Genomic DNA, 17,700 nt, shown 5'->3' on the forward strand with positions numbered 1-17,700 from the left:
GCGCGAGGAAACTGCCTGCGCCTGCTGACGAACGGATCACGTTCCGTTGTCAGGATCGAGGCAGTGCAACGCACGACCTGTTGAAGCGTGTCATCGCAAACGCCCAGCGCGCTGCCCTGGGATCCTCCCGCGATCGAATCTCGGGGCCGGATTCAGATCACGCACATGGATCCCATCGTTCGCCGGGATGACGGTTCTGAGTGCGAAGCTTTCCCAAACATCCCGTCGCCGCAGCGAACGCTGGGGCCCATTTTGAGCTTCGCGCGATGCGGGTCGCGACTCGTGATCCGACAATCCGGGCGTGGCGACGCTCAGCGCGCCGGCAGGTAGATCATCGGAGCGACCGGCTTGCCGTTGTAGCGGGTGAGACGATGCCGTGCGCGGTCCACTGGACCGCGGCATCGTCGAACGCACGGCGCGCTGCGCCGGGTTGGGGATCCGCCCGTGAGGAGACGGGTCGTCTCAGCGCGCCGGCAGGTAGATCATCGGATCGACCGGTTTGCCGTTGTAGCGGATCTCGAAGTGCAGCATGTCGCGCGCCGCACCGGTGCGGCCGAGTTCGGCGATCTGCTGGCCGGCCCGCACGCGCTCGCCTTCGTTGACCTTGCGCACGCGATTGTGGCCGTACGCGGTCAGCCACTGCTCGTCGTGCTTGATGATGATCAGCTCGCCGTAGCCGACGAGGCCGGCGCCGGAATACACCACCACGCCATCGGCCGAGGCGTTGACCGCCTGGCCAGCGGTGCCCGCGATGTCGAGGCCCTGCTTGGTCGGGTCGTTGGCGACGTAGCGCCCGACGATCTGACCGGCCGTCGGCCACTGCCAGCGGAAGGGACTGTTGACCGGCGGCGCGGCGGCCGGCTGCGGTGCCGACTGGGTCGGTCGCACGGTGGGACGCTGCGCAGTCGTGCTGCCCGAACTCGCCGGGCGCGCGGGCGCCGCACCGCCGCCGCCGGGATACAGACGCAGGCGCTGACCGGGGTAGATCGTGTACGGCGCGCGGATGTTGTTCCAGGTCGCCAGATCCAGCGCGCTGATGCCGTTGTTCGTCGCGAGGCGGTAGAGGGTGTCGCCGCGTTGCACGGTCACCGACTGACCGGGCTTGGGCGTGGATGCCGGGCGCGTCGCACTGCTCCCGCCTTCGCGGATCACCGTGCTGGTGCCGCAGGCCGTCATCAGGCCCACCGCGAGCAACACCCAGAACTTCCTCATCCACGCATCTCCCACCAGATCAGAGCAACGGCCACCAGGCCCACCATCAGCCAGCCCAGCCACTCGATGTAGCGCTTGAGCACCGGCTCGAGTTTCGGCCCGCCCCAGGCCATGAGGCCGGCGACGAGAAAAAAGCGCGCGCCACGGCCGAGCAGCGACCCGACGATGAACGGTAGCAGCCCGACTCCGAGCGAACCCGACGCGATCGTGAACACCTTGTACGGAATCGGGGTGAACGCTGCGATGAAAACGAACAGCAACCCGTGTTCGAGGAACAGCGCCTGGATCTGTTCGAACGCGGGCTGCCAGCCCATGCGCACGATCCAGGGCCACGCCAGATCCAGCGCGAAGTGGCCGATGACGTAGCCCAGCAGACCGCCGACCACCGAACCCAGCGTGCACAGCAGTGCGAACTTCCACCACGCCTGCGGCTTGGCCAGCGACATCGGCGCGAGCATGACGTCGGGCGGAATCGGGAAGATCACCGATTCGGCGGCGCTCATCAGCGTGAGGTAACGCGGTGCGTGGCGGTGGCGGGCCCACCCGAGGGTGGTGTCGTACATCCTTGCAAACAACTGCATCAGTCCACGTATCCCGACAACAACGGTACGAATGCGACGGCGGCGACATCCTGCTGCTCGATGCTGCCGTCCTCGCGCTTGCGCAGGATCAGCAGGCGCTGCGAGCCCGGCGTACCGACGGGCGCCACGAGGGTGCCCCCAGGCGCGAGCTGCTCGGTCAGCGCCTCGACCAGCGCCGGTCCCGCCGCGGTGACGATGATCCCGTCGAAGGGGCCGTTCTCCGGCCAGCCGATGCGGCCATCGTCGTGCTTGCTGCGCACGTTGAGGCCCAGCGAACGGAACCGCTTGCGCGCGATGCGCAGCAGCTCGCCGATGCGCTCGACGGTGTGCACTTCGATGCCGAGCGCGGCGAGGATCGTCGCCTGGTAACCGGAGCCGGTGCCGACTTCGAGCACCTTCTGCGGCAGACCGTCGACGAGCAGCGCTTCGGTCATACGCGCGACCACCCACGGCTGCGAGATCGTCTGGCCGTGGCCGATCGGCAGCGCGGTGTCCTCGTAGGCGCGCGTCGCCAGCGCTTCGTCGACGAACAGATGGCGCGGCACGGTGCGGATCGCATTGAGTACGCGCTCGTCGGTGATGCCGCCACCGGGATGCGCGCCGTCGCGCAGACGTTCGATCAGGCGGTCGCGCACGCGCTGCGAGGTCATCCCGACGCCGATCGCCTCGGGCTGCAGGCGCAGACGCGCCATCACGATTGCGTGGCCTTCAGATCGGCTTCGAGACCGCCGACCCAGCTCGCGACGTGTTCGAGCGCCTGGTAGCGCGTGAGGTCAACGTGGATCGGCGTGATCGCGATGTGCTTCGTGCGCACGGCGTGGAAATCGGTACCGGGGCCGGCGTCCTGCTCGGGACCGGCGGCGCCGATCCACCACCAGGTGCGGCCGCGGGGATCGTCCAGCGAGGTGCACGGCTCGGCGCGATGGCGATTGCCCAGACGCGTGACTTCGAAACCGGCGAGTTCGTCCCACGGCACGTCGGGCACGTTGACGTTGAGGATGGTGTCGGCCGGCAGCGGATCGGCCTTCAGGCGCGCGACGATCTCGACCGCGGCGCGCGCGGCGGTTTCGTAATGCTGACCGTCGTGGTCGCGCGTGACCAGCGACATCGCGACCGCGGGCAGGCCGAGGAACCGGCCTTCCATCGCGGCGGCGACCGTGCCCGAATAGATCACGTCGTCGCCGAGGTTGGCGGTGTTGTTGATGCCCGAGACCACGATGTCCGGTTCGACGTCGAGCAGACCGGTGATCGCCACGTGCACGCAATCGGTCGGCGTGCCGTGCACGCGCCAGGTGCCGGCGTCCACCTGCACGGTGCGCAGCGGCATGTCGAGGGTCAGCGAATTGCTGGCGCCGGAGCGGTCGCGATCCGGTGCGACGATCAGCACCTCGTGGCCGGCATCACGCAGCCCCTGCGCGAGAATCCGGATGCCGGGGGCGTCGACGCCGTCATCGTTGCTGACCAGTACGCGCATGGATCGATCTACGGGCCTCGAGCCTTCGTTCAAGGCGTCCATGATAACGGATGCTTCCGCCCCACCCCACCTCGCCACGCGCATCCACGCTGCACGCCTGCACGAAACACCGCTAGGCTTGTCGCATGCAACGTGGACCCAAGCGCCCCGCGCCGCCACCGGCCGCGCCCGACGACGACGACGCGGCCCTGTTCCGCGCGGCGATCGGACCGGTGCGTGAGCTCCCGGCCGCGGCACCGCCACCGCAGGCGCCGAAGCCGCGCCCGAGCACACGCATGGCCGAGCGCGACGATGCGCAAGCGCGCAGCGAGTTCAGGCAACTGCTCGACGGCCCGCTGCTGCAGGGTGGCGACACGATGCAGTACCGGCGCGACGAGGTGTCGCCGCGCGTGTTGCGACGCCTCGGCCGCGGCGAGTACGCCGCGCAGGAGGAACTCGACCTGCACCACAGCGATGCGCAGCAGGCCGGTACCTTGCTGCGTCTGTTCCTGCGCGACGCGGTCGACGTCGGCCTGGGCTGCGTGCGCATCATCCACGGCAAGGGCCTGAACTCCTCGCCCGATGCGCCCATCCTCAAGAATCTCGTCGACCGCATGCTGCGCCAGCGCGCCGACGTGCTGGCCTTCCACAGCGCGCCCGCCGCACAGGGCGGCAGTGGGGCGGTGCTGGTGTTGCTGCGGCCGAAGCGCTAGGCGATCGCAAAAAACGAGCGCGTGCTGAAAAAGCCGAAGGGCCGCAATCGCGGCCCTTAGGTTCACCACAGTTTGAGTCGGTCAGTGCTTGATCCGCGCCCGCTTGGTGCCTTCGGCACGCGGCACGACCTTGCGGGCCGCCTTGCGCCTGTCGGCCTTCTGACCGGGCGGCGGCGGCAGCGGCCGCTCCAGCGCCAGATCCAGCACCTCGTCGATGTACTTCACCGGCACGATCTGCATGCCGTCGGTGACGTTCTTCGGGATGTCGGCCAGATCCTTGCGGTTTTCCTCAGGGATGATCACGGTCTTGATGCCACCGCGCAGCGCGGCCAGCAGCTTTTCCTTCAGCCCGCCGATCGCCGTCACGCGGCCGCGCAGGGTGATTTCGCCGGTCATCGCCACGTCCGCACGCACCGGAATCTTCGTCAGCAGCGACACCAGCGTCGTCGCCATCGCGATGCCCGCACTCGGGCCATCCTTCGGCGTCGCGCCATCGGGCACGTGCACGTGGATGTCGTGCTTCTGCAACGTCTCCAGCTCGACGCCCAGACGCTCGGCGCGCGAACGCACCACCGACATCGCGGCCGAGGCGGATTCCTTCATCACGTCGCCAAGCTGGCCGGTCAGCGTGAGCTGGCCCTTGCCCGGCACCTGTGTCGCTTCGATCTGCAGCAGGTCGCCGCCGACTTCCGTCCACGCCAGACCCGTGACCAGGCCGATCTCGTTGTCCTGCTCCGCGCGGCCGAAGTCGTAGCGCTGCACGCCCAGATACTTGTCGAGGTTCTTGCCGGTGACCTTGATTGCCTTGACGCCCTTGGCCTTGCCCTTGCCGGCGACCGGACCGGCCAGCGCGATTTCCTTGACCACCTTGCGGCAGACCTTGGCGATCTCGCGCTCGAGATTGCGCACGCCCGACTCGCGCGTGTAGTAGCGCACGATGTCGCGGATCGCATCCTCGCTAACGGTCAGCTCGGCGGCCTTCAGACCATTGGCATTGAGCTGCTTGGGCAGCAGGTAGCGCGTGGCGATGTTGAGCTTCTCGTCCTCGGTGTAACCCGGAATGCGGATCACCTCCATGCGGTCGAGCAGCGGGCCGGGAATGTTGAGCGAGTTGGAGGTCGCGACGAACATCACTTCCGAAAGGTCCAGATCGACCTCGAGGTAGTGATCGTTGAAGGTGTGGTTCTGCTCGGGGTCGAGCACTTCCAGCAGCGCCGATGCCGGGTCGCCACGGAAGTCCATCGACATCTTGTCGATCTCGTCGAGCAGGAACAGCGGGTTCTTGGTCCCGACCTTGTTCATGCTCTGCACGATGCGGCCCGGCATCGAGCCGACGTAGGTGCGGCGATGCCCGCGGATCTCGGCCTCGTCGCGCACGCCGCCCAACGCCATGCGGGTGAACTTGCGATTGGTCGCCTTGGCGATCGACTGGCCCAGCGAGGTCTTGCCCACGCCCGGCGGACCGACGAGGCACAGGATCGCGCCCTTCATCTGCTTCACGCGGGTCTGCACCGCGAGGTATTCGAGGATGCGGTCCTTGACCTTCTCCAGGCCGTAATGGTCGGCGTCGAGCACGTCCTGCGCGGACTTCAGGTCCTTGCGCACCTTGCTGCGCTTCTTCCACGGCACGCCCAGCAGCCAGTCGAGATAGTTGCGCACGACAGACGCCTCGGCCGACATCGGCGGCATCTGCTTGAGCTTGTTGAACTCGGCCTTGGCCTTGGTCTCGACCGCCTTGGGCATGCCGGCCTCGGCGATCTTGCGCGCGAGCTCGTCGATGTCGTTGGGCGCATCGTCGATCTCGCCGAGCTCCTTCTGGATCGCCTTCATCTGCTCGTTGAGGTAGTACTCGCGCTGTGACTTCTCCATCTGCGACTTCACGCGGCCGCGGATGCGCTTCTCCATCTGCTGCACGTCGATCTCGCCGTCGACGAAGCCGACCAGCAGTTCCAGACGGTCGGCGGTGTCGGTCGATTCGAGCAGGCGCTGCTTGTCGGCCAGACGCACGCCCAGATGCGCGGCGATGGTGTCGGCCAGACGACTCGGCTCGTCGATGCCCGCCAGCGTCTGCAGCAGTTCCGGCGGCAGCTTGCGGTTGGTCTTGACGTACTGCTCGAACAGGCTCATCAACGAACGCGCGATGGCCTCGACCTCGCGCGGCTCGCGGCCTTCGACCGGCGCGATCGCCACGCCGCTGCCGGCCAGCGCGCCGTCGTTCTCCCGGATGTCGCGCAGCTTGACGCGCTCGGTGCCTTCGACCAGCACCTTGATCGTGCCGTCGGGCAGCTTGAGCAGCTGCAGCACCGTCGCCAGCGTGCCGATCTGGTAGAGGTCGTCGGCGGTCGGGTCGTCGGTTTCGGCCGACTTCTGTGCGACCAGCAGGATGCGCTTGTCGGACTCCATCGCCAGATCCAGCGCCTTGATCGACTTGTCGCGGCCGACGAACAGCGGAATCACCATGTGCGGGAACACGACCACGTCGCGCAACGGCAGGACCGGCAGTTCGTGGGTTTCGGGAGTGGCGCGTGGGGGCATGGTCGTTCCTCGTCTGGCGCCGTCCGAAGGGACGGCATCGGTGGCCGCGCGGCCACCCTGGCTCCGTTTATGGGGCGCACCCGGCCGGGATGCAAGCGCACGTGCATCGACACATACGAAAGCGCCGCAGGCCCGGGGGCATGCGGCGCGCAATTGGCGGCGTTCGCGTCCACTGGACGCTGAATGATGCGATGCCGGAACGTTTCGTTCCGGCGCCGGACTCAGTCGCCGGACGCGACCTTCTGCTCGGTGGCCGGGGTCTCGTAGATCAGGTACGGCTCGGACTTGTGCTCGATCACGGACTCGTCCACGACCACCTTGCTGACGTTCTCCAGCGACGGCAGGTCGTACATGGTGTCCAGCAGCACCGACTCGACGATCGTGCGCAGACCGCGTGCACCGGTCTTGCGCTTGATCGCCTTCTTGGCGATCGCCGACAGCGCGTCCTGGCGGAACTCCAGCTCCACGCCTTCCATCTCGAACAGCTTCTTGAACTGCTTGCTGATGGCGTTCTTGGGCTCGGTGAGGATCTGCACCAGCGCGGCCTCGTCGAGTTCCTCGAGCGTCGCCACGACCGGCAGGCGGCCGACGAACTCGGGAATCAGGCCGAACTTGATCAGGTCCTCCGGCTCGACGTCGGCCAGCACCTTGCCGGTGTCGGTCTTGCGCTCGGCACTCTTGAGCTTGGCGCCAAAGCCAATCCCGCTGGCGTCGGTGCTGCGCGCCTGGATCACCTTGTCGAGGCCGGCGAATGCGCCACCGACGATGAACAGGATGTTCTTGGTGTCGACCTGCAGGAATTCCTGCTGCGGATGCTTGCGACCACCCTGCGGCGGCACCGATGCGACCGTGCCTTCGATCAGCTTGAGCAGTGCCTGTTGTACGCCCTCGCCCGAGACGTCACGGGTGATCGACGGGTTCTCGCTCTTGCGCGAGATCTTGTCGATCTCGTCGATGTAGACGATGCCCTGCTGCGCCTTCTCGGCGTCGTAGTCGCACTTCTGCAGCAGCTTCTGGATGATGTTCTCGACGTCCTCGCCGACGTAACCGGCTTCGGTCAGCGTCGTGGCGTCGGCCATCGTGAACGGCACGTTGAGCAGGCGCGCCAGCGTCTCGGCCAGCAGCGTCTTGCCCGAACCGGTCGGACCGATCAGCAGGATGTTGGACTTGGCGAGTTCGACCTCGTCGTTCTTGCTGCGGCTCTCGATGCGCTTGTAGTGGTTGTAGACCGCCACCGCCAGCGTCTTCTTGGCCCGCTTCTGGCCGATGACGTACTGGTCGAGCACCTCGAGGATCTCGCGCGGCTTGGGCAGCGAGCTGCGCGCCGACTGCGCCTTCTCCTCGAGTTCCTCGCGGATGATGTCGTTGCAGAGCTCGACGCACTCATCGCAGATGAACACGCTGGGACCCGCAATCAGCTTGCGCACCTCGTGCTGGCTCTTTCCGCAGAAAGAACAGTAGAGGATCTTGTTGCTGTCGCCGGAACGACCCTGACGGTCTTCGCTCATGCCTTGGCCAAATCTGTATTGCGGTTACGTTTCGAGAATAGCACAGCGTCCGGCGCCTCCAAGCGGAGCGCGCCGTGTCGCAGATGCCTGATGAATCAAGCGTTTAGCAGCGGTCAGGCCGGCGTGATGGTTTCGTCGGGACGACGCTCGAGCACCTGGTCGACTAGGCCGTACTCGCGAGCCGCCTGCGCGCTCTTGAAGTTGTCGCGCTCGGTGTCGCGGGCGATCGTCTCGAACGGCTGGCCGGTGTGGTGGGCCATGATCTCGTTGAGGCGCTGCTTCATCGACAGGATTTCCTTGGCGTGGATGTCGATGTCCGTCGCCTGGCCCTGGAAGCCGCCCAACGGCTGGTGGATCATCACGCGCGAGTTCGGCAGCGCGTAGCGCTTGCCCGCCGCGCCCGCCGACAGCAGCAGCGCGCCCATGCTGGCCGCCTGGCCGATGCAGATCGTGCTGACGTCGGGCTTGATGAACTGCATGGTGTCGTAGATCGCCATGCCCGCGGTGACGATGCCACCGGGCGAGTTGATGTAGATGTTGATGTCCTTCTCGGGGTTTTCCGCCTCGAGGAACAGCAACTGGGCGACGATCACATTCGCCATGTGGTCGTCGATGCCGCCGACGAGGAAGATCACGCGCTCCTTCAACAGGCGCGAGTAGATGTCGTACGCGCGCTCGCCGCGGCTGGTCTGCTCGACCACCATCGGCACCAGGTTGAGGGCTTTCGTTTCGATGCTCATCAATCAATCCCCGTCGGTGGAGCGTCCGGCCCCGATGGGCCGGACGGGTGGCGCGTTGCTCAGCCCTGCGGGCCGATCGCGTCCTGGAAGCTCAGCGACTGCTCGGTGTGCTTGGCGCGCTCGGCGATCCAGTCGATCACCTGCTCTTCCATCACACGGTTCTGCAGACCCGACATCAGCTGGGGGTCGTTGCGGTACATCTCAATGACCTGCTGCGGCTCTTCATAGGTCGACGCGATCAGACGCATGGTCTCGTTCACGCGCTTGGGATCGAGCTTGAGCTGGTTGCGGCGGGCGACTTCGCCGACCAGCAGGCCGACGAGCACGCGCTTGCGCGCCGGCTCGAGGAAATCGTTGTGCGCGTCCTCGGCGACGTTCGGGTTCTGGCCGTTGCGACGGGCCTGCTCGACGGTCTGGCGCAGCAGCGACTTCGCCTCGGTCTCGACCAGCTTGGGCGGCAGCTCGACGTGCGCGAATGCGGCGACCAGCTGCTCGCCGACTTCGCGGCGCAGACGGTTCATCAGCGCGCCCTTGAGCTCGCGCTCCAGATTGCTGCGGATCTCGGTGCGGAACTGCGCCATCTCGCCGCTCTTGACGCCGAAGCTGCGGATGAAGGCACCGTCGACCTCCGGCAGCTGCTGCTCGGAGACCTGCTCGATCTTGACGTGCACGGTGGCCTGCTTGCCGGCCAGCTGCGGCACGCGCCAGTCGGCCGGGAAGGTCACGTCGAGCGCCTTCTCCTCGCCCTTGGCCAGGCCGACCAGTGCGTCCTCGATCTCGGGATACATGGCGCCCGAACCGAGGACGGTCACGCCCCGCTCGGCGCCTTCGGCCGGCAGACGCTCGTCGCCGATCTGCGACCAGGTCTCCACGTCGACCGCATCGCCCTTCGCCGCGCCGCGGGTGACCGCGCTCCAGCTGCGGCGCTGCAGGCGCAGGTTCTCGATCATGCGGTCGATGTCGTCCTCGGCCACTTCGGCCGTGTGACGCACGACTTCCAGCTTTTCCAGATCGATGTCGCCGAAGTCCGGCACGATCTCGAAGGTCGCAGTGAAGGCCAGCTCGCCCTCGCCCGCTTCGCCTTCCGGCGCGATGCGCGGCGCGCCTGCGATCTGCAGCGAATTCTCGCGCACGGCCTGGTCGAAGCCCTCGCGCAGCAGGCGGTCTAGTTCCTCGGCACGCACCTGTTCGCCGAAGCGCTGCTCGACGACCTTGGCCGGCACCTTGCCCGGACGGAAGCCCTTGAGGCGGGTGGTCCGCGCGATCTCGCGCAGACGGCCACCGACCTGGGTCTCCAGGCGTTCGGATGGCACGCGGAACGTTATCTTGCGTTCCAGGCTGCCCAGCGATTCGACCGAAACTTGCATATCCACTCCTGCGCATGCGGCCGTGCCGCAGACTTCTGACTTGTTGGGAATTGGTTCTGGTATCTGCCGACCGCCCGCCACTTCCCGCGGCAGACGACGGAACGGACTAGTTTCGCCGATTCGGGCCCGGCCCGCCACCGCCGCCGATGGGCGCCCGTGCGGGATTGCGCCCTGCATGGCCGGGCATGCGCGATGCGCGCGAGGGATACCGGGGACCGGAAAAGAGAAATCGGCCGACGCGCCTTCGAGGGGCGCGATCGACGGCCGGGTGGTGCGAAAGGGGGGACTCGAACCCCCACGCCTTGCGGCACTGGTACCTAAAACCAGGGCGTCTACCAATTCCGCCACTTTCGCATCGTGCGCGGCTGCAGCCGGCGGCGGCATTCTAGTCCAAGGTCGACCGCAGCTGTCGCGCCTGCAGCCTAAAACCTGTCGGCGCACGTGGCGAAACCAGAGGCCTCGTCGAGCTGGAGCCGTGCGAACGCCATGCGCGTTGCGCGTGGCCGAACCTGTGCAGCAGGCGAACCGCAGGTTCGAATCCCGCGTCGAACGCCGGAAACGAAAATGCCCGGCCGAAGCCGGATATTTCGTGGAACTGCTGGGCCGTCAAGGGTGAGCACGGGCAGCTGCGAACCACCGGTTCGCGTCCGTGCGAACGCCATGCGCGCTGCGCATGGCCGGACCTGCGCAGCAGGCGAACCGCAGGTTCGAATCCCGCGTCGAATGCCGGAAACGAAAATGCCCGGCCGAGGCCGGGCATTTCGTGGAACTGGTGGGCCGTCAAGGGTGAGCACGGGCAGCTGCGAACCACCGGTTCGCGCCCGTGCGAACGCCATGCGCGCTGCGCATGGCCGGACCTGCGCAGCAGGCGAACCGCAGGTTCGAATCCCGCGTCGAATGCCGGAAACGAAAATGCCCGGCCGAGGCCGGGCATTTCGTGGAACTGGTGGGCCGTCAAGGATTCGAACCTTGGACCTATTGATTAAGAGTCAACTGCTCTACCAACTGAGCTAACGGCCCGATGAAGCGGGCGCGCATTGTAATGCAACTCTGCGCGCTTGGGCAACACCTTTCGAGTGTTACCCGGTGAAGCAATGGGGTGGAAGACGGGATTTGAACCCGCGACCCCCGGAATCACAATCCGGTGCTCTAACCAACTGAGCTACATCCACCACAGAAACTGAAACTCTTTCGTACCGCCGGAAGTGGCGCGCCCGACAGGAATCGAACCTGTAACCCCCGACTTAGAAGGTCGGTGCTCTATCCGGTTGAGCTACGGGCGCCAGTGCGTCGAATGATAAACGCGGCTGGTACCCGTTTGGTCGGGGTAGAGGGATTCGAACCCCCGACATCCTGCTCCCAAAGCAGGCGCGCTACCAGACTGCGCTATACCCCGCCGGAACAAGCGGTCGAACCTGACCCCGACACGGCCAGGGCCGTACGAAGGGCGCAATTGTACGGCCGCCGGAGGCGGTGTCAATGCACTGCAGCATCGACATGGTTGTGTATCCTCCCAACCGATCCGAATCCATGGACAGACAGGGGAACCACACCATGCGCAGCGGCAATCCCGCACTGAAGGAATCCACCTTCCTCGATCTCGCCAGCGGCAGCGTCGTCTCCCGCGACGGCGCGACGATGACGCTCAACGGCACCGTCAACAAGACCGCGTTCCTGCTGCTGCTGACGGTACTGACCGCCGCGTTCGCATGGTCGCAGGTCGAGTTCGGCACCGACGGTCGCCCGCAGCCCGGCTTCGGCATGTACATGTGGGGCGGCGCGATCGGTGGCTTCGTCCTGGCGATGGTCACCATCTTCAAGAAGGAGTGGTCGCCGGTCACCGCGCCGCTGTACGCGCTGGTCGAAGGCTTCTTCCTCGGCGCGATCTCGGCGATGTACAACTTCATGTACGACGGGATCGTGCTGCAGGCGGTGATGCTCACCTTCGGCACCCTGTTCGCCCTGCTGTTCGCCTACCGCAGCGGCCTGATCAAGGCGACCGAGAACTTCAAGCTCGGCGTGGTCGCGGCCACCGGCGGCATCGCGCTGGTGTATCTGGCGACGATCGTGCTCGGCTTCTTCGGCGTCTCGATTCCGCTGATCCACGAGTCGGGCATCGTCGGCATCGGCTTCAGCCTGTTCGTGATCGTCATCGCCGCGCTCAATCTGGTACTGGACTTCGACTTCATCGAAACCGGCGTCGAACAGGGCGCGCCGAAGTACATGGAGTGGTACGGCGCCTTCGGCCTGATGGTCACGCTGGTGTGGCTGTACATCGAGTTCCTGCGCCTGCTGTCGAAGCTGCAGCAGCGCTGAGTCGCTGCGGTCGCTCATGACACTGAAAAGGCGCCCCACGGGGCGCCTTTTTCATTACCTGCGCGCGCAGTCGGCTGCGCCTTGCGGTGCTTCAATCGCGCGTCGCAGACTGCGCATGCCGCGACGGCAGCAGCATCACGCCGATCGTCACCAGCCCGAGCAGCCAGCAGTAGTACACGCTGCCCGCCAGCGCCAGCGGCGACACCGACGCCAGCGAGGCCGCCAGCAGGATCTGCGCGCCATAGGGCAGCAGGCCCTGCGTCACGCACGCGAAGATGTCGAGCACGCTGGCCGCACGACGCGGACTGATGCCGTGCTTCTCGGCGATGTCGCGCGCCACGCTGCCGCTGACGAGGATCGCGACCGTGTTGTTGGCCGTGAACACGTCCGCCGCGGTCGACAGCGCCGCGATGCTGAACTCCCCCGAGCGCCGGCCGCGATGTCCGCGCGCGAGCCTGGCGATCAGCTGCGCCAGCCAGTCGAGACCGCCGCTGGCCTTGGTGAGCGCGCTCAGCCCGCCGATCAGCAGCGAGAGCAGCAGAATCTCGACCATGCCTTCGAAGCCGGTCCAGATGTCACCGACGAACGGCACCACGCCGTAATCGTCGGCGAACACGAACCCGAACCCGCCGGCCAGCACGATGCCCAGTCCGAGCACCACCAGCACGTCGACGCCCATCAGGGCCAGCACCAGCACGACGCCATAAGGCAGCATCAGCCACGGCGAGGCCGTGCCCTGCGATTCGATCGGTGAGGCGCTGCCGAGCACACCCAGCAGCACGACCGTGGCGATCGCCGCAGGCAGCGCGATCCTGAAGTTCTCGCGGAACTTGTCGCGCATCTGCGCGCCCTGGGTGCGGGTCGCGGCGATGGTGGTGTCGGAGATCACCGAGAGGTTGTCGCCGAACATCGCGCCGCCGATCACCGCGCCCACGACGAGCGCGCGGTCCAGCCCCGACGCCTCGGCCACGCCGAGCGCGATCGGCACCACGGCGGCGATCGTGCCCATCGACGTGCCGATCGCCAGCGAGATCAGCGCCGAGAGCACGAACAGCCCCGGCAACACCAGCGCAGGCGGCACCGCCGACAGGCCGATCGACACCACCGCATCGACTGCGCCGATCGCGCTCGACACATAGGCGAATGCGCCGGCCAGCAGGAAGATCAGACACATCAGCACGATGTTGGGATCGCCCATGCCGCGCAGCAGGATCTCGCCCGCGTCCAGACCGCGGCGACGTGCGATCCAGGCCGCCAGTGCGAGCGCGGGCAGAATCGCGACCGGCGCACGCAACTGGTAGAAGCCCATGTCCTCGCCCTGCGCGGTGAAGTACAGGCCCGCGCCGAAGAACAGCGCGAGGAACAGCAGCAGCGGCGTCAGCGCGAGCGCGCTGGGACGGGCGGTCATGGCGGGTCCGGACGAGCGTGGGAAGCGCGCATTGTGCGCAGCCAGGGACGCGCCGTCAGCGCGACCGGCGGAATGGCCGCCAACAAAAACGGGACGCCGAAGCGTCCCGTTCCGGAACCGCGCACCGGTCGCCCGGCCGCGGTGCGACACGCGCCTTACAGGCGCGCTGCGATGGCCTTGGCGAAGGCCATGGTGTTGCCGGTGCCACCCAGATCCGGGGTCACCCCGTCCTTGGCGTCGAGGGTGGCAACGATCGCACCGCGCAGGCGCTGGGCCTGCTCGGGCATCGCCAGATGGTCGAGCATCTGCGCGGCCGCGAGCAGCAGCGCGCAGGGGTTGGCGACACCCTTGCCGGCGATGTCCGGCGCCGAGCCGTGCACGGCTTCGAAGATCGCCGCGTCGGTGCCGATGTTGGCGCCCGGCGCCAGCCCCAGACCGCCGACGAGGCCGGCGCACAGGTCGGAAATGATGTCGCCGAAGAGGTTGGTCGTCACGATGATGTCGAACTGCTCGGGACGCATCACCAGCTGCATGCAGGTGTTGTCGACGATCATCTCGTTGGCTTCGATGTCCGGATACTCGGCCGCGACCTCGCGGGCGATCTTCAGGAACAGGCCCGAGGTGCTCTTGAGGATGTTGGCCTTGTGGACGATCGTGACCTTCTTGCGGCCGGTCTTGCGGGCCAGATCGAAGGCGTAGCGCACGATGCGGTCCGAGCCCTTGCGGGTGATGCGGGTGATCGACACCGCGGTCTCGCCGTCCGGCGACACTTCCTGGCCTTCGCTGATGTACGAGCCTTCAGTGTTCTCGCGGATCGTGATCAGGTTGACGCCGTCGGCGAAGCGCGAGCGCGTGTTCGGGAACGACGTTGCCGGGCGCACGTTGGCGTAGAGATCGAACTGGCGACGCAGCTCCACGTTGATCGAGCTGAAGCCACCACCGACCGGCGTGGTCAGCGGGCTCTTGAGCGCGATCTTGTTGCGGCGGATCGACTCCAGCGTTGCCGCCGGCAGCAGCTCACCGTGCTTCTCGAGCGCCATCAGACCCGCATCGGCGTCTTCGTACTGCAGGCCCAGCTGCATCGCGTCGAGCACGTGCAGCGTGGCGTCCATGATTTCGGGGCCGATACCGTCGCCGCGAATCACCGTAATCGTGTGCGTCATGTGGGGTGGGGTTCCGTACGCAGGGACAGCGCGCCGCGCGCGCCGTCAGTTGAAAGGGAAACCAATGCATTATGCCCGAGGGCGCCTGGGCACCCAAATCGACCAAGGTCGAAACGGCTCAGTCGTGGGCGTGTTCCGCCGGCGCGCCGGCCTCGCCCTGCTCCAGCCGGTCGAGGAAATCGACCGCGCGGCGCATGTGCGGAATGACGATGCTGCCTCCGACGACCAGCCCCACCGAGAAGGTCTCGAACAGCTCCTCGCGCGTGGCGCCGACTTCCTTGCACTGGGCCACGTGGTAGCTGATGCAGTCGTCGCAACGCAGCACCAGCGACGCGACCAGCCCCAGCAGCTCCTTGGTCTTCACGTCGAGTGCGCCGGCCTGGTAGGTCTGCGTGTCGAGCGCGAAGAAGCGCCGCACGACCTGGTTGGGCTCGGCCAGGATGCGCTCGTTCATGCGCTTGCGGAATGCGGTGAACTCGGCGACGCGATCGCCCTCGCCTTCAGCGCTCACGAAGCGGCGCCCTGGACCAGGGGCAGGAAACCGCCTTGGCGGTGCAGCGCCATCATGTCGTCGTAGCCGCCGACATGGGTCTGTCCGACGAAGATCTGCGGCACGCTGGTGCGGCGCGCGCGCGCCACCATGTGCTCCCGTTCGGCCGGATCGAGGTCGACGCGCACCTCGCGCCAGTCGAGCCCCTGGCTCTTGAGGAAGGTCTTGGCGGCGACGCAGAAACCGCAGATCGCGCTGGTGTACATGACGATCTCCGGCGCGGTGCCGGCCTGCTCTGGACTCTGGGAAACGGTGCTCACGTCGATCTCCGGAAACTTGTGCGGCGATTGTCGGTCACAACTGGGGATGCGCGGCGTGTTTTTCCAGCGCCAGCACACGTACCCGCCGGCTTAACATGGCATTCATGCCGCTGCCGCGTGCCACCGGCATGCTGCAGTGCCGCCGCCCGACCCCAGGATCCGATGCGCCGACTTCCGCCCGTGCCCCGCCCCGCCCGCTTCCGGCTGCTGCCGCCGGTGGCGGCCCTGGTGCTGGCGACGGCCGCGGTATGCGCGCCGGCCCAGGACACGCGCCTGCCGGACATCGGTTCGTCCGCAGGCACCGTGCTGAGCCCGGCCAAGCAGTCCGAGTACGGCCAGATGCTGCTGGCGCAGCTGCGCCACTACAACTACGTGCTCGAGGATCCGCTGGTCGACGGCTGGCTGCGCACCACCGGCAATCGCCTGGCCGCGTCGAGCGACCAGCCGCAGCAGGCCTTCACCTTCTTCATGATGCGCGACCGCAGCATCAACGCCTTCGCCACCTTGGGCGGATACGTGGGCATGAACGCCGGCCTGGTGCTGGCGGCCGAAACCGAGGACGAGGTGGCCGCCGTGCTGGCGCACGAAGTCGCGCACGTCACCCAGTCGCACGTGCTGCGCGGCGTCGAGCGCGCACAGCGCGACCAGGTGCCGATGCTGCTGGCAATGCTCGGCGCGATCGCGGCCGCGTCGCAGAGCAGCAGCAGTTCGTCCGATGACGCGGCGATGGCGATCATCGCCGGTGCCCAGGGCCTCGCCCTGCAGCGGCAGATCGACTACACGCGCTCCAACGAATCCGAAGCCGATCGCCTCGGCATCCGCACGCTGTCGCGCGCCGGTTACGACCCCGAGGGCATGGCCTCGATGTTCGAGCGCATGCAGTCGGTGTCGCGCACCAACCAGGGCGGCGACCGCGAACGCCTGCCCGACTACCTGCGCACCCACCCGGTCACGACCACGCGCATCAGCGAGGCGCGCGACCGTGCCGAGCGCATGAACCGCGAGACGGTGACCAGTACGGTGCGCACGCCGACCGGCTCGCGCACCGAACGCGCGCCGATCGAGGGTGGCTACGAGGCGCCGCTGCGGGCAATGGACAACCCCCTGCTGCCGGCGTCATTCCGGCTCGACCCCGCGGCCGCCCGCGCGATCGACGGCAGCCAGTTCGGCTGGGCCCGCGAGCGCCTGCGCGTGCTGAGCGCCAACACACCGGCTGCGGCCATCCGCGAGTACGAGGCGATGCGCCGCAGCGGCGCGCTCAGCGATGCCGAGCGCTACGGACTGGCGATCGCACGGCTGCGCTCCAATGATCTCGACGGCGCGGGCAAGGCGCTCAACGAACTGCTGGCCGAGCATCCCGGCGACATGTGGCTGACGCTCGGCGTCGCCGAGACCGACGCGCGTGCCGGTCGCACGGCCGCGGCCGACCGGCGTTTCGACGATCTGCTCGAGCGGATGCCGCGGCATCCGGCCGTGGTGCTGACCTACGCCGCGATGCTGGCCGAGCGCAACACACCAGAGGCGGGCACGCGCGCGCAGGCGATCCTGCGTCCGCTGCTCAACGCGTCCGGCGGCGATCCCGCCTTCCAGCGCGCCTTCGCCCGCGCCAGCGAGATGGCGGGCGACCCGGTGCGCGCTGGCGAGGCCTGGGCGGAGGCCGCCTACCTCGGCGGGCGTCCGGAACAGGCGCTGATCCAGCTCAACACGCTGAAGAAGCGCGAGGATCTGGACTACTACGCGCGCACCCGCATCGACGCGCGCATCGCGGCGATCACCCCGCAGGTGCTGGAACTGCGCCGTCAGGGCATCCGCGACGAAGACCTGCGGCGCCGCTGAGCGCCTCCCGCCACCCGGCCGTCATCTGCCGGACTTCTGCAACGGTTCCTGCGGGCCC

At 67.3% G+C, this 17,700-nt stretch carries 15 protein-coding genes and 5 tRNA genes; 3 read left to right on the top strand and 17 right to left on the bottom strand.

Going from position 1 to position 17,700, the window contains the following annotated elements; all coding sequences use genetic code 11:
* Positions 1 to 462: 462 nt before the first annotated feature.
* Genes E2F49_RS05215 through surE form a run of 4 tightly spaced genes read right to left on the bottom strand, consistent with a single transcriptional unit; the run spans position 463 to position 3,267 of the window.
* Positions 463 to 1,212, bottom strand: a complete 750-nt coding sequence (locus tag E2F49_RS05215; protein WP_133392881.1) for a peptidoglycan DD-metalloendopeptidase family protein — start codon at positions 1,210 to 1,212, stop codon at positions 463 to 465.
* Positions 1,209 to 1,775: a YqaA family protein gene (locus E2F49_RS05220; RefSeq protein WP_243713454.1), complete on the bottom strand. Its 567-nt coding sequence runs from the start codon at positions 1,773 to 1,775 to the stop codon at positions 1,209 to 1,211. Before E2F49_RS05220 ends, E2F49_RS05215 begins: the two co-directional genes overlap by 4 nt.
* Positions 1,776 to 1,792: 17 nt before the next feature.
* Positions 1,793 to 2,488: a protein-L-isoaspartate(D-aspartate) O-methyltransferase gene (locus E2F49_RS05225; protein ID WP_133392883.1), complete on the bottom strand. Its 696-nt coding sequence runs from the start codon at positions 2,486 to 2,488 to the stop codon at positions 1,793 to 1,795.
* Positions 2,485 to 3,267 carry a 5'/3'-nucleotidase SurE gene (surE, locus tag E2F49_RS05230; RefSeq protein ID WP_055248655.1) on the bottom strand — a complete coding sequence of 261 codons (783 nt, stop codon included), beginning with the start codon at positions 3,265 to 3,267 and terminating at the stop codon, positions 2,485 to 2,487. Before surE ends, E2F49_RS05225 begins: the two co-directional genes overlap by 4 nt.
* A 125-nt stretch (positions 3,268 to 3,392) precedes the next feature.
* Between surE and E2F49_RS05235 the strand changes: the two genes are divergently transcribed.
* Positions 3,393 to 3,959 carry a Smr/MutS family protein gene (locus E2F49_RS05235; protein WP_133392884.1) on the top strand — a complete coding sequence of 189 codons (567 nt, stop codon included), beginning with the start codon at positions 3,393 to 3,395 and terminating at the stop codon, positions 3,957 to 3,959.
* A gap of 81 nt (positions 3,960 to 4,040) precedes the next feature.
* Here the strand turns inward: E2F49_RS05235 and lon are convergent, their stop codons facing one another.
* The 9 genes from lon to E2F49_RS05280 all read right to left on the bottom strand — a co-directional run bounded on the left by lon (position 4,041) and on the right by E2F49_RS05280 (position 11,505).
* Positions 4,041 to 6,494: an endopeptidase La gene (lon, locus tag E2F49_RS05240; protein ID WP_133392885.1), complete on the bottom strand. Its 2,454-nt coding sequence runs from the start codon at positions 6,492 to 6,494 to the stop codon at positions 4,041 to 4,043.
* Between the two features lie 221 nt (positions 6,495 to 6,715).
* Positions 6,716 to 8,002 carry an ATP-dependent Clp protease ATP-binding subunit ClpX gene (gene clpX / locus E2F49_RS05245; RefSeq protein ID WP_055248661.1) on the bottom strand — a complete coding sequence of 429 codons (1,287 nt, stop codon included), beginning with the start codon at positions 8,000 to 8,002 and terminating at the stop codon, positions 6,716 to 6,718.
* Between the two features lie 113 nt (positions 8,003 to 8,115).
* Positions 8,116 to 8,742 carry an ATP-dependent Clp endopeptidase proteolytic subunit ClpP gene (clpP, locus tag E2F49_RS05250; protein ID WP_055248663.1) on the bottom strand — a complete coding sequence of 209 codons (627 nt, stop codon included), beginning with the start codon at positions 8,740 to 8,742 and terminating at the stop codon, positions 8,116 to 8,118.
* 59 nt (positions 8,743 to 8,801) lie between these two features.
* Complete coding sequence (gene tig, locus E2F49_RS05255; RefSeq protein WP_133392886.1) at positions 8,802 to 10,109, bottom strand: trigger factor; 1,308 nt, start codon at positions 10,107 to 10,109, stop codon at positions 8,802 to 8,804.
* Between the two features lie 269 nt (positions 10,110 to 10,378).
* Positions 10,379 to 10,463, bottom strand: a tRNA-Leu gene (locus E2F49_RS05260).
* 590 nt (positions 10,464 to 11,053) lie between these two features.
* A tRNA-Lys gene (locus E2F49_RS05265) sits at positions 11,054 to 11,129 on the bottom strand.
* Positions 11,130 to 11,204: 75 nt separating this feature from the next.
* Positions 11,205 to 11,281 (bottom strand) — tRNA-His (locus E2F49_RS05270).
* 34 nt (positions 11,282 to 11,315) lie between these two features.
* Positions 11,316 to 11,392, bottom strand: a tRNA-Arg gene (locus tag E2F49_RS05275).
* A 36-nt stretch (positions 11,393 to 11,428) separates the two neighbouring features.
* A tRNA-Pro gene (locus E2F49_RS05280) sits at positions 11,429 to 11,505 on the bottom strand.
* A 158-nt stretch (positions 11,506 to 11,663) separates the two neighbouring features.
* Between E2F49_RS05280 and E2F49_RS05285 the strand changes: the two genes are divergently transcribed.
* Positions 11,664 to 12,425 carry a Bax inhibitor-1/YccA family protein gene (locus E2F49_RS05285; RefSeq protein WP_055248669.1) on the top strand — a complete coding sequence of 254 codons (762 nt, stop codon included), beginning with the start codon at positions 11,664 to 11,666 and terminating at the stop codon, positions 12,423 to 12,425.
* A 91-nt stretch (positions 12,426 to 12,516) separates the two neighbouring features.
* On the opposite strand, the gene E2F49_RS05290 is transcribed toward E2F49_RS05285, so the two are convergent.
* The 4 genes from E2F49_RS05290 to grxC form a co-directional block, all read right to left on the bottom strand.
* The gene (locus E2F49_RS05290) at positions 12,517 to 13,833 is read right to left on the bottom strand and encodes a Na+/H+ antiporter NhaC family protein (protein ID WP_133392887.1); all 1,317 of its coding nucleotides are present in this window, start codon (positions 13,831 to 13,833) and stop codon (positions 12,517 to 12,519) included.
* A 155-nt stretch (positions 13,834 to 13,988) separates the two neighbouring features.
* A complete protein-coding gene (locus tag E2F49_RS05295; RefSeq protein WP_133392888.1) occupies positions 13,989 to 14,996 on the bottom strand; it encodes an isocitrate dehydrogenase in 1,008 nt (335 codons plus the stop codon).
* Positions 14,997 to 15,114: 118 nt separating this feature from the next.
* A complete protein-coding gene (locus E2F49_RS05300) occupies positions 15,115 to 15,507 on the bottom strand; it encodes a carboxymuconolactone decarboxylase family protein (RefSeq protein ID WP_425481332.1) in 393 nt (130 codons plus the stop codon).
* Positions 15,504 to 15,752 (bottom strand): glutaredoxin 3, encoded by a 249-nt coding sequence (grxC, locus tag E2F49_RS05305; protein ID WP_055249864.1) that lies wholly within the window; start codon positions 15,750 to 15,752, stop codon positions 15,504 to 15,506. The genes E2F49_RS05300 and grxC overlap by 4 nt, the downstream gene beginning before the upstream one ends.
* Positions 15,753 to 15,968: 216 nt before the next feature.
* Here grxC and E2F49_RS05310 point away from each other — a divergent pair, with 216 nt between their 5' ends.
* Complete coding sequence (locus E2F49_RS05310) at positions 15,969 to 17,642, top strand: M48 family metalloprotease (RefSeq protein WP_133392889.1); 1,674 nt, start codon at positions 15,969 to 15,971, stop codon at positions 17,640 to 17,642.
* The last annotated feature ends 58 nt before the right edge of the window (positions 17,643 to 17,700 follow it).

This window comes from Luteimonas terrae (assembly GCF_004358165.1).
GTDB lineage: Bacteria > Pseudomonadota > Gammaproteobacteria > Xanthomonadales > Xanthomonadaceae > Luteimonas > Luteimonas terrae.

Coding starts and splice junctions, on each gene's coding strand:
- E2F49_RS05285 (WP_055248669.1), top strand. CDS start 11,664: ATGCGCAGCGGCAATCCCGCACTGAAGGAATCCACCTTCCTCGATCTC.
- E2F49_RS05295 (WP_133392888.1), bottom strand. CDS start 14,996: ATGACGCACACGATTACGGTGATTCGCGGCGACGGTATCGGCCCCGAA.
- E2F49_RS05290 (WP_133392887.1), bottom strand. CDS start 13,833: ATGACCGCCCGTCCCAGCGCGCTCGCGCTGACGCCGCTGCTGCTGTTC.
- grxC (WP_055249864.1), bottom strand. CDS start 15,752: ATGTACACCAGCGCGATCTGCGGTTTCTGCGTCGCCGCCAAGACCTTC.
- clpX (WP_055248661.1), bottom strand. CDS start 8,002: ATGAGCGAAGACCGTCAGGGTCGTTCCGGCGACAGCAACAAGATCCTC.
- E2F49_RS05235 (WP_133392884.1), top strand. CDS start 3,393: ATGCAACGTGGACCCAAGCGCCCCGCGCCGCCACCGGCCGCGCCCGAC.
- tig (WP_133392886.1), bottom strand. CDS start 10,109: ATGCAAGTTTCGGTCGAATCGCTGGGCAGCCTGGAACGCAAGATAACG.
- E2F49_RS05310 (WP_133392889.1), top strand. CDS start 15,969: ATGCGCCGACTTCCGCCCGTGCCCCGCCCCGCCCGCTTCCGGCTGCTG.
- E2F49_RS05220 (WP_243713454.1), bottom strand. CDS start 1,775: ATGTACGACACCACCCTCGGGTGGGCCCGCCACCGCCACGCACCGCGT.
- surE (WP_055248655.1), bottom strand. CDS start 3,267: ATGCGCGTACTGGTCAGCAACGATGACGGCGTCGACGCCCCCGGCATC.
- clpP (WP_055248663.1), bottom strand. CDS start 8,742: ATGAGCATCGAAACGAAAGCCCTCAACCTGGTGCCGATGGTGGTCGAG.
- lon (WP_133392885.1), bottom strand. CDS start 6,494: ATGCCCCCACGCGCCACTCCCGAAACCCACGAACTGCCGGTCCTGCCG.
- E2F49_RS05215 (WP_133392881.1), bottom strand. CDS start 1,212: ATGAGGAAGTTCTGGGTGTTGCTCGCGGTGGGCCTGATGACGGCCTGC.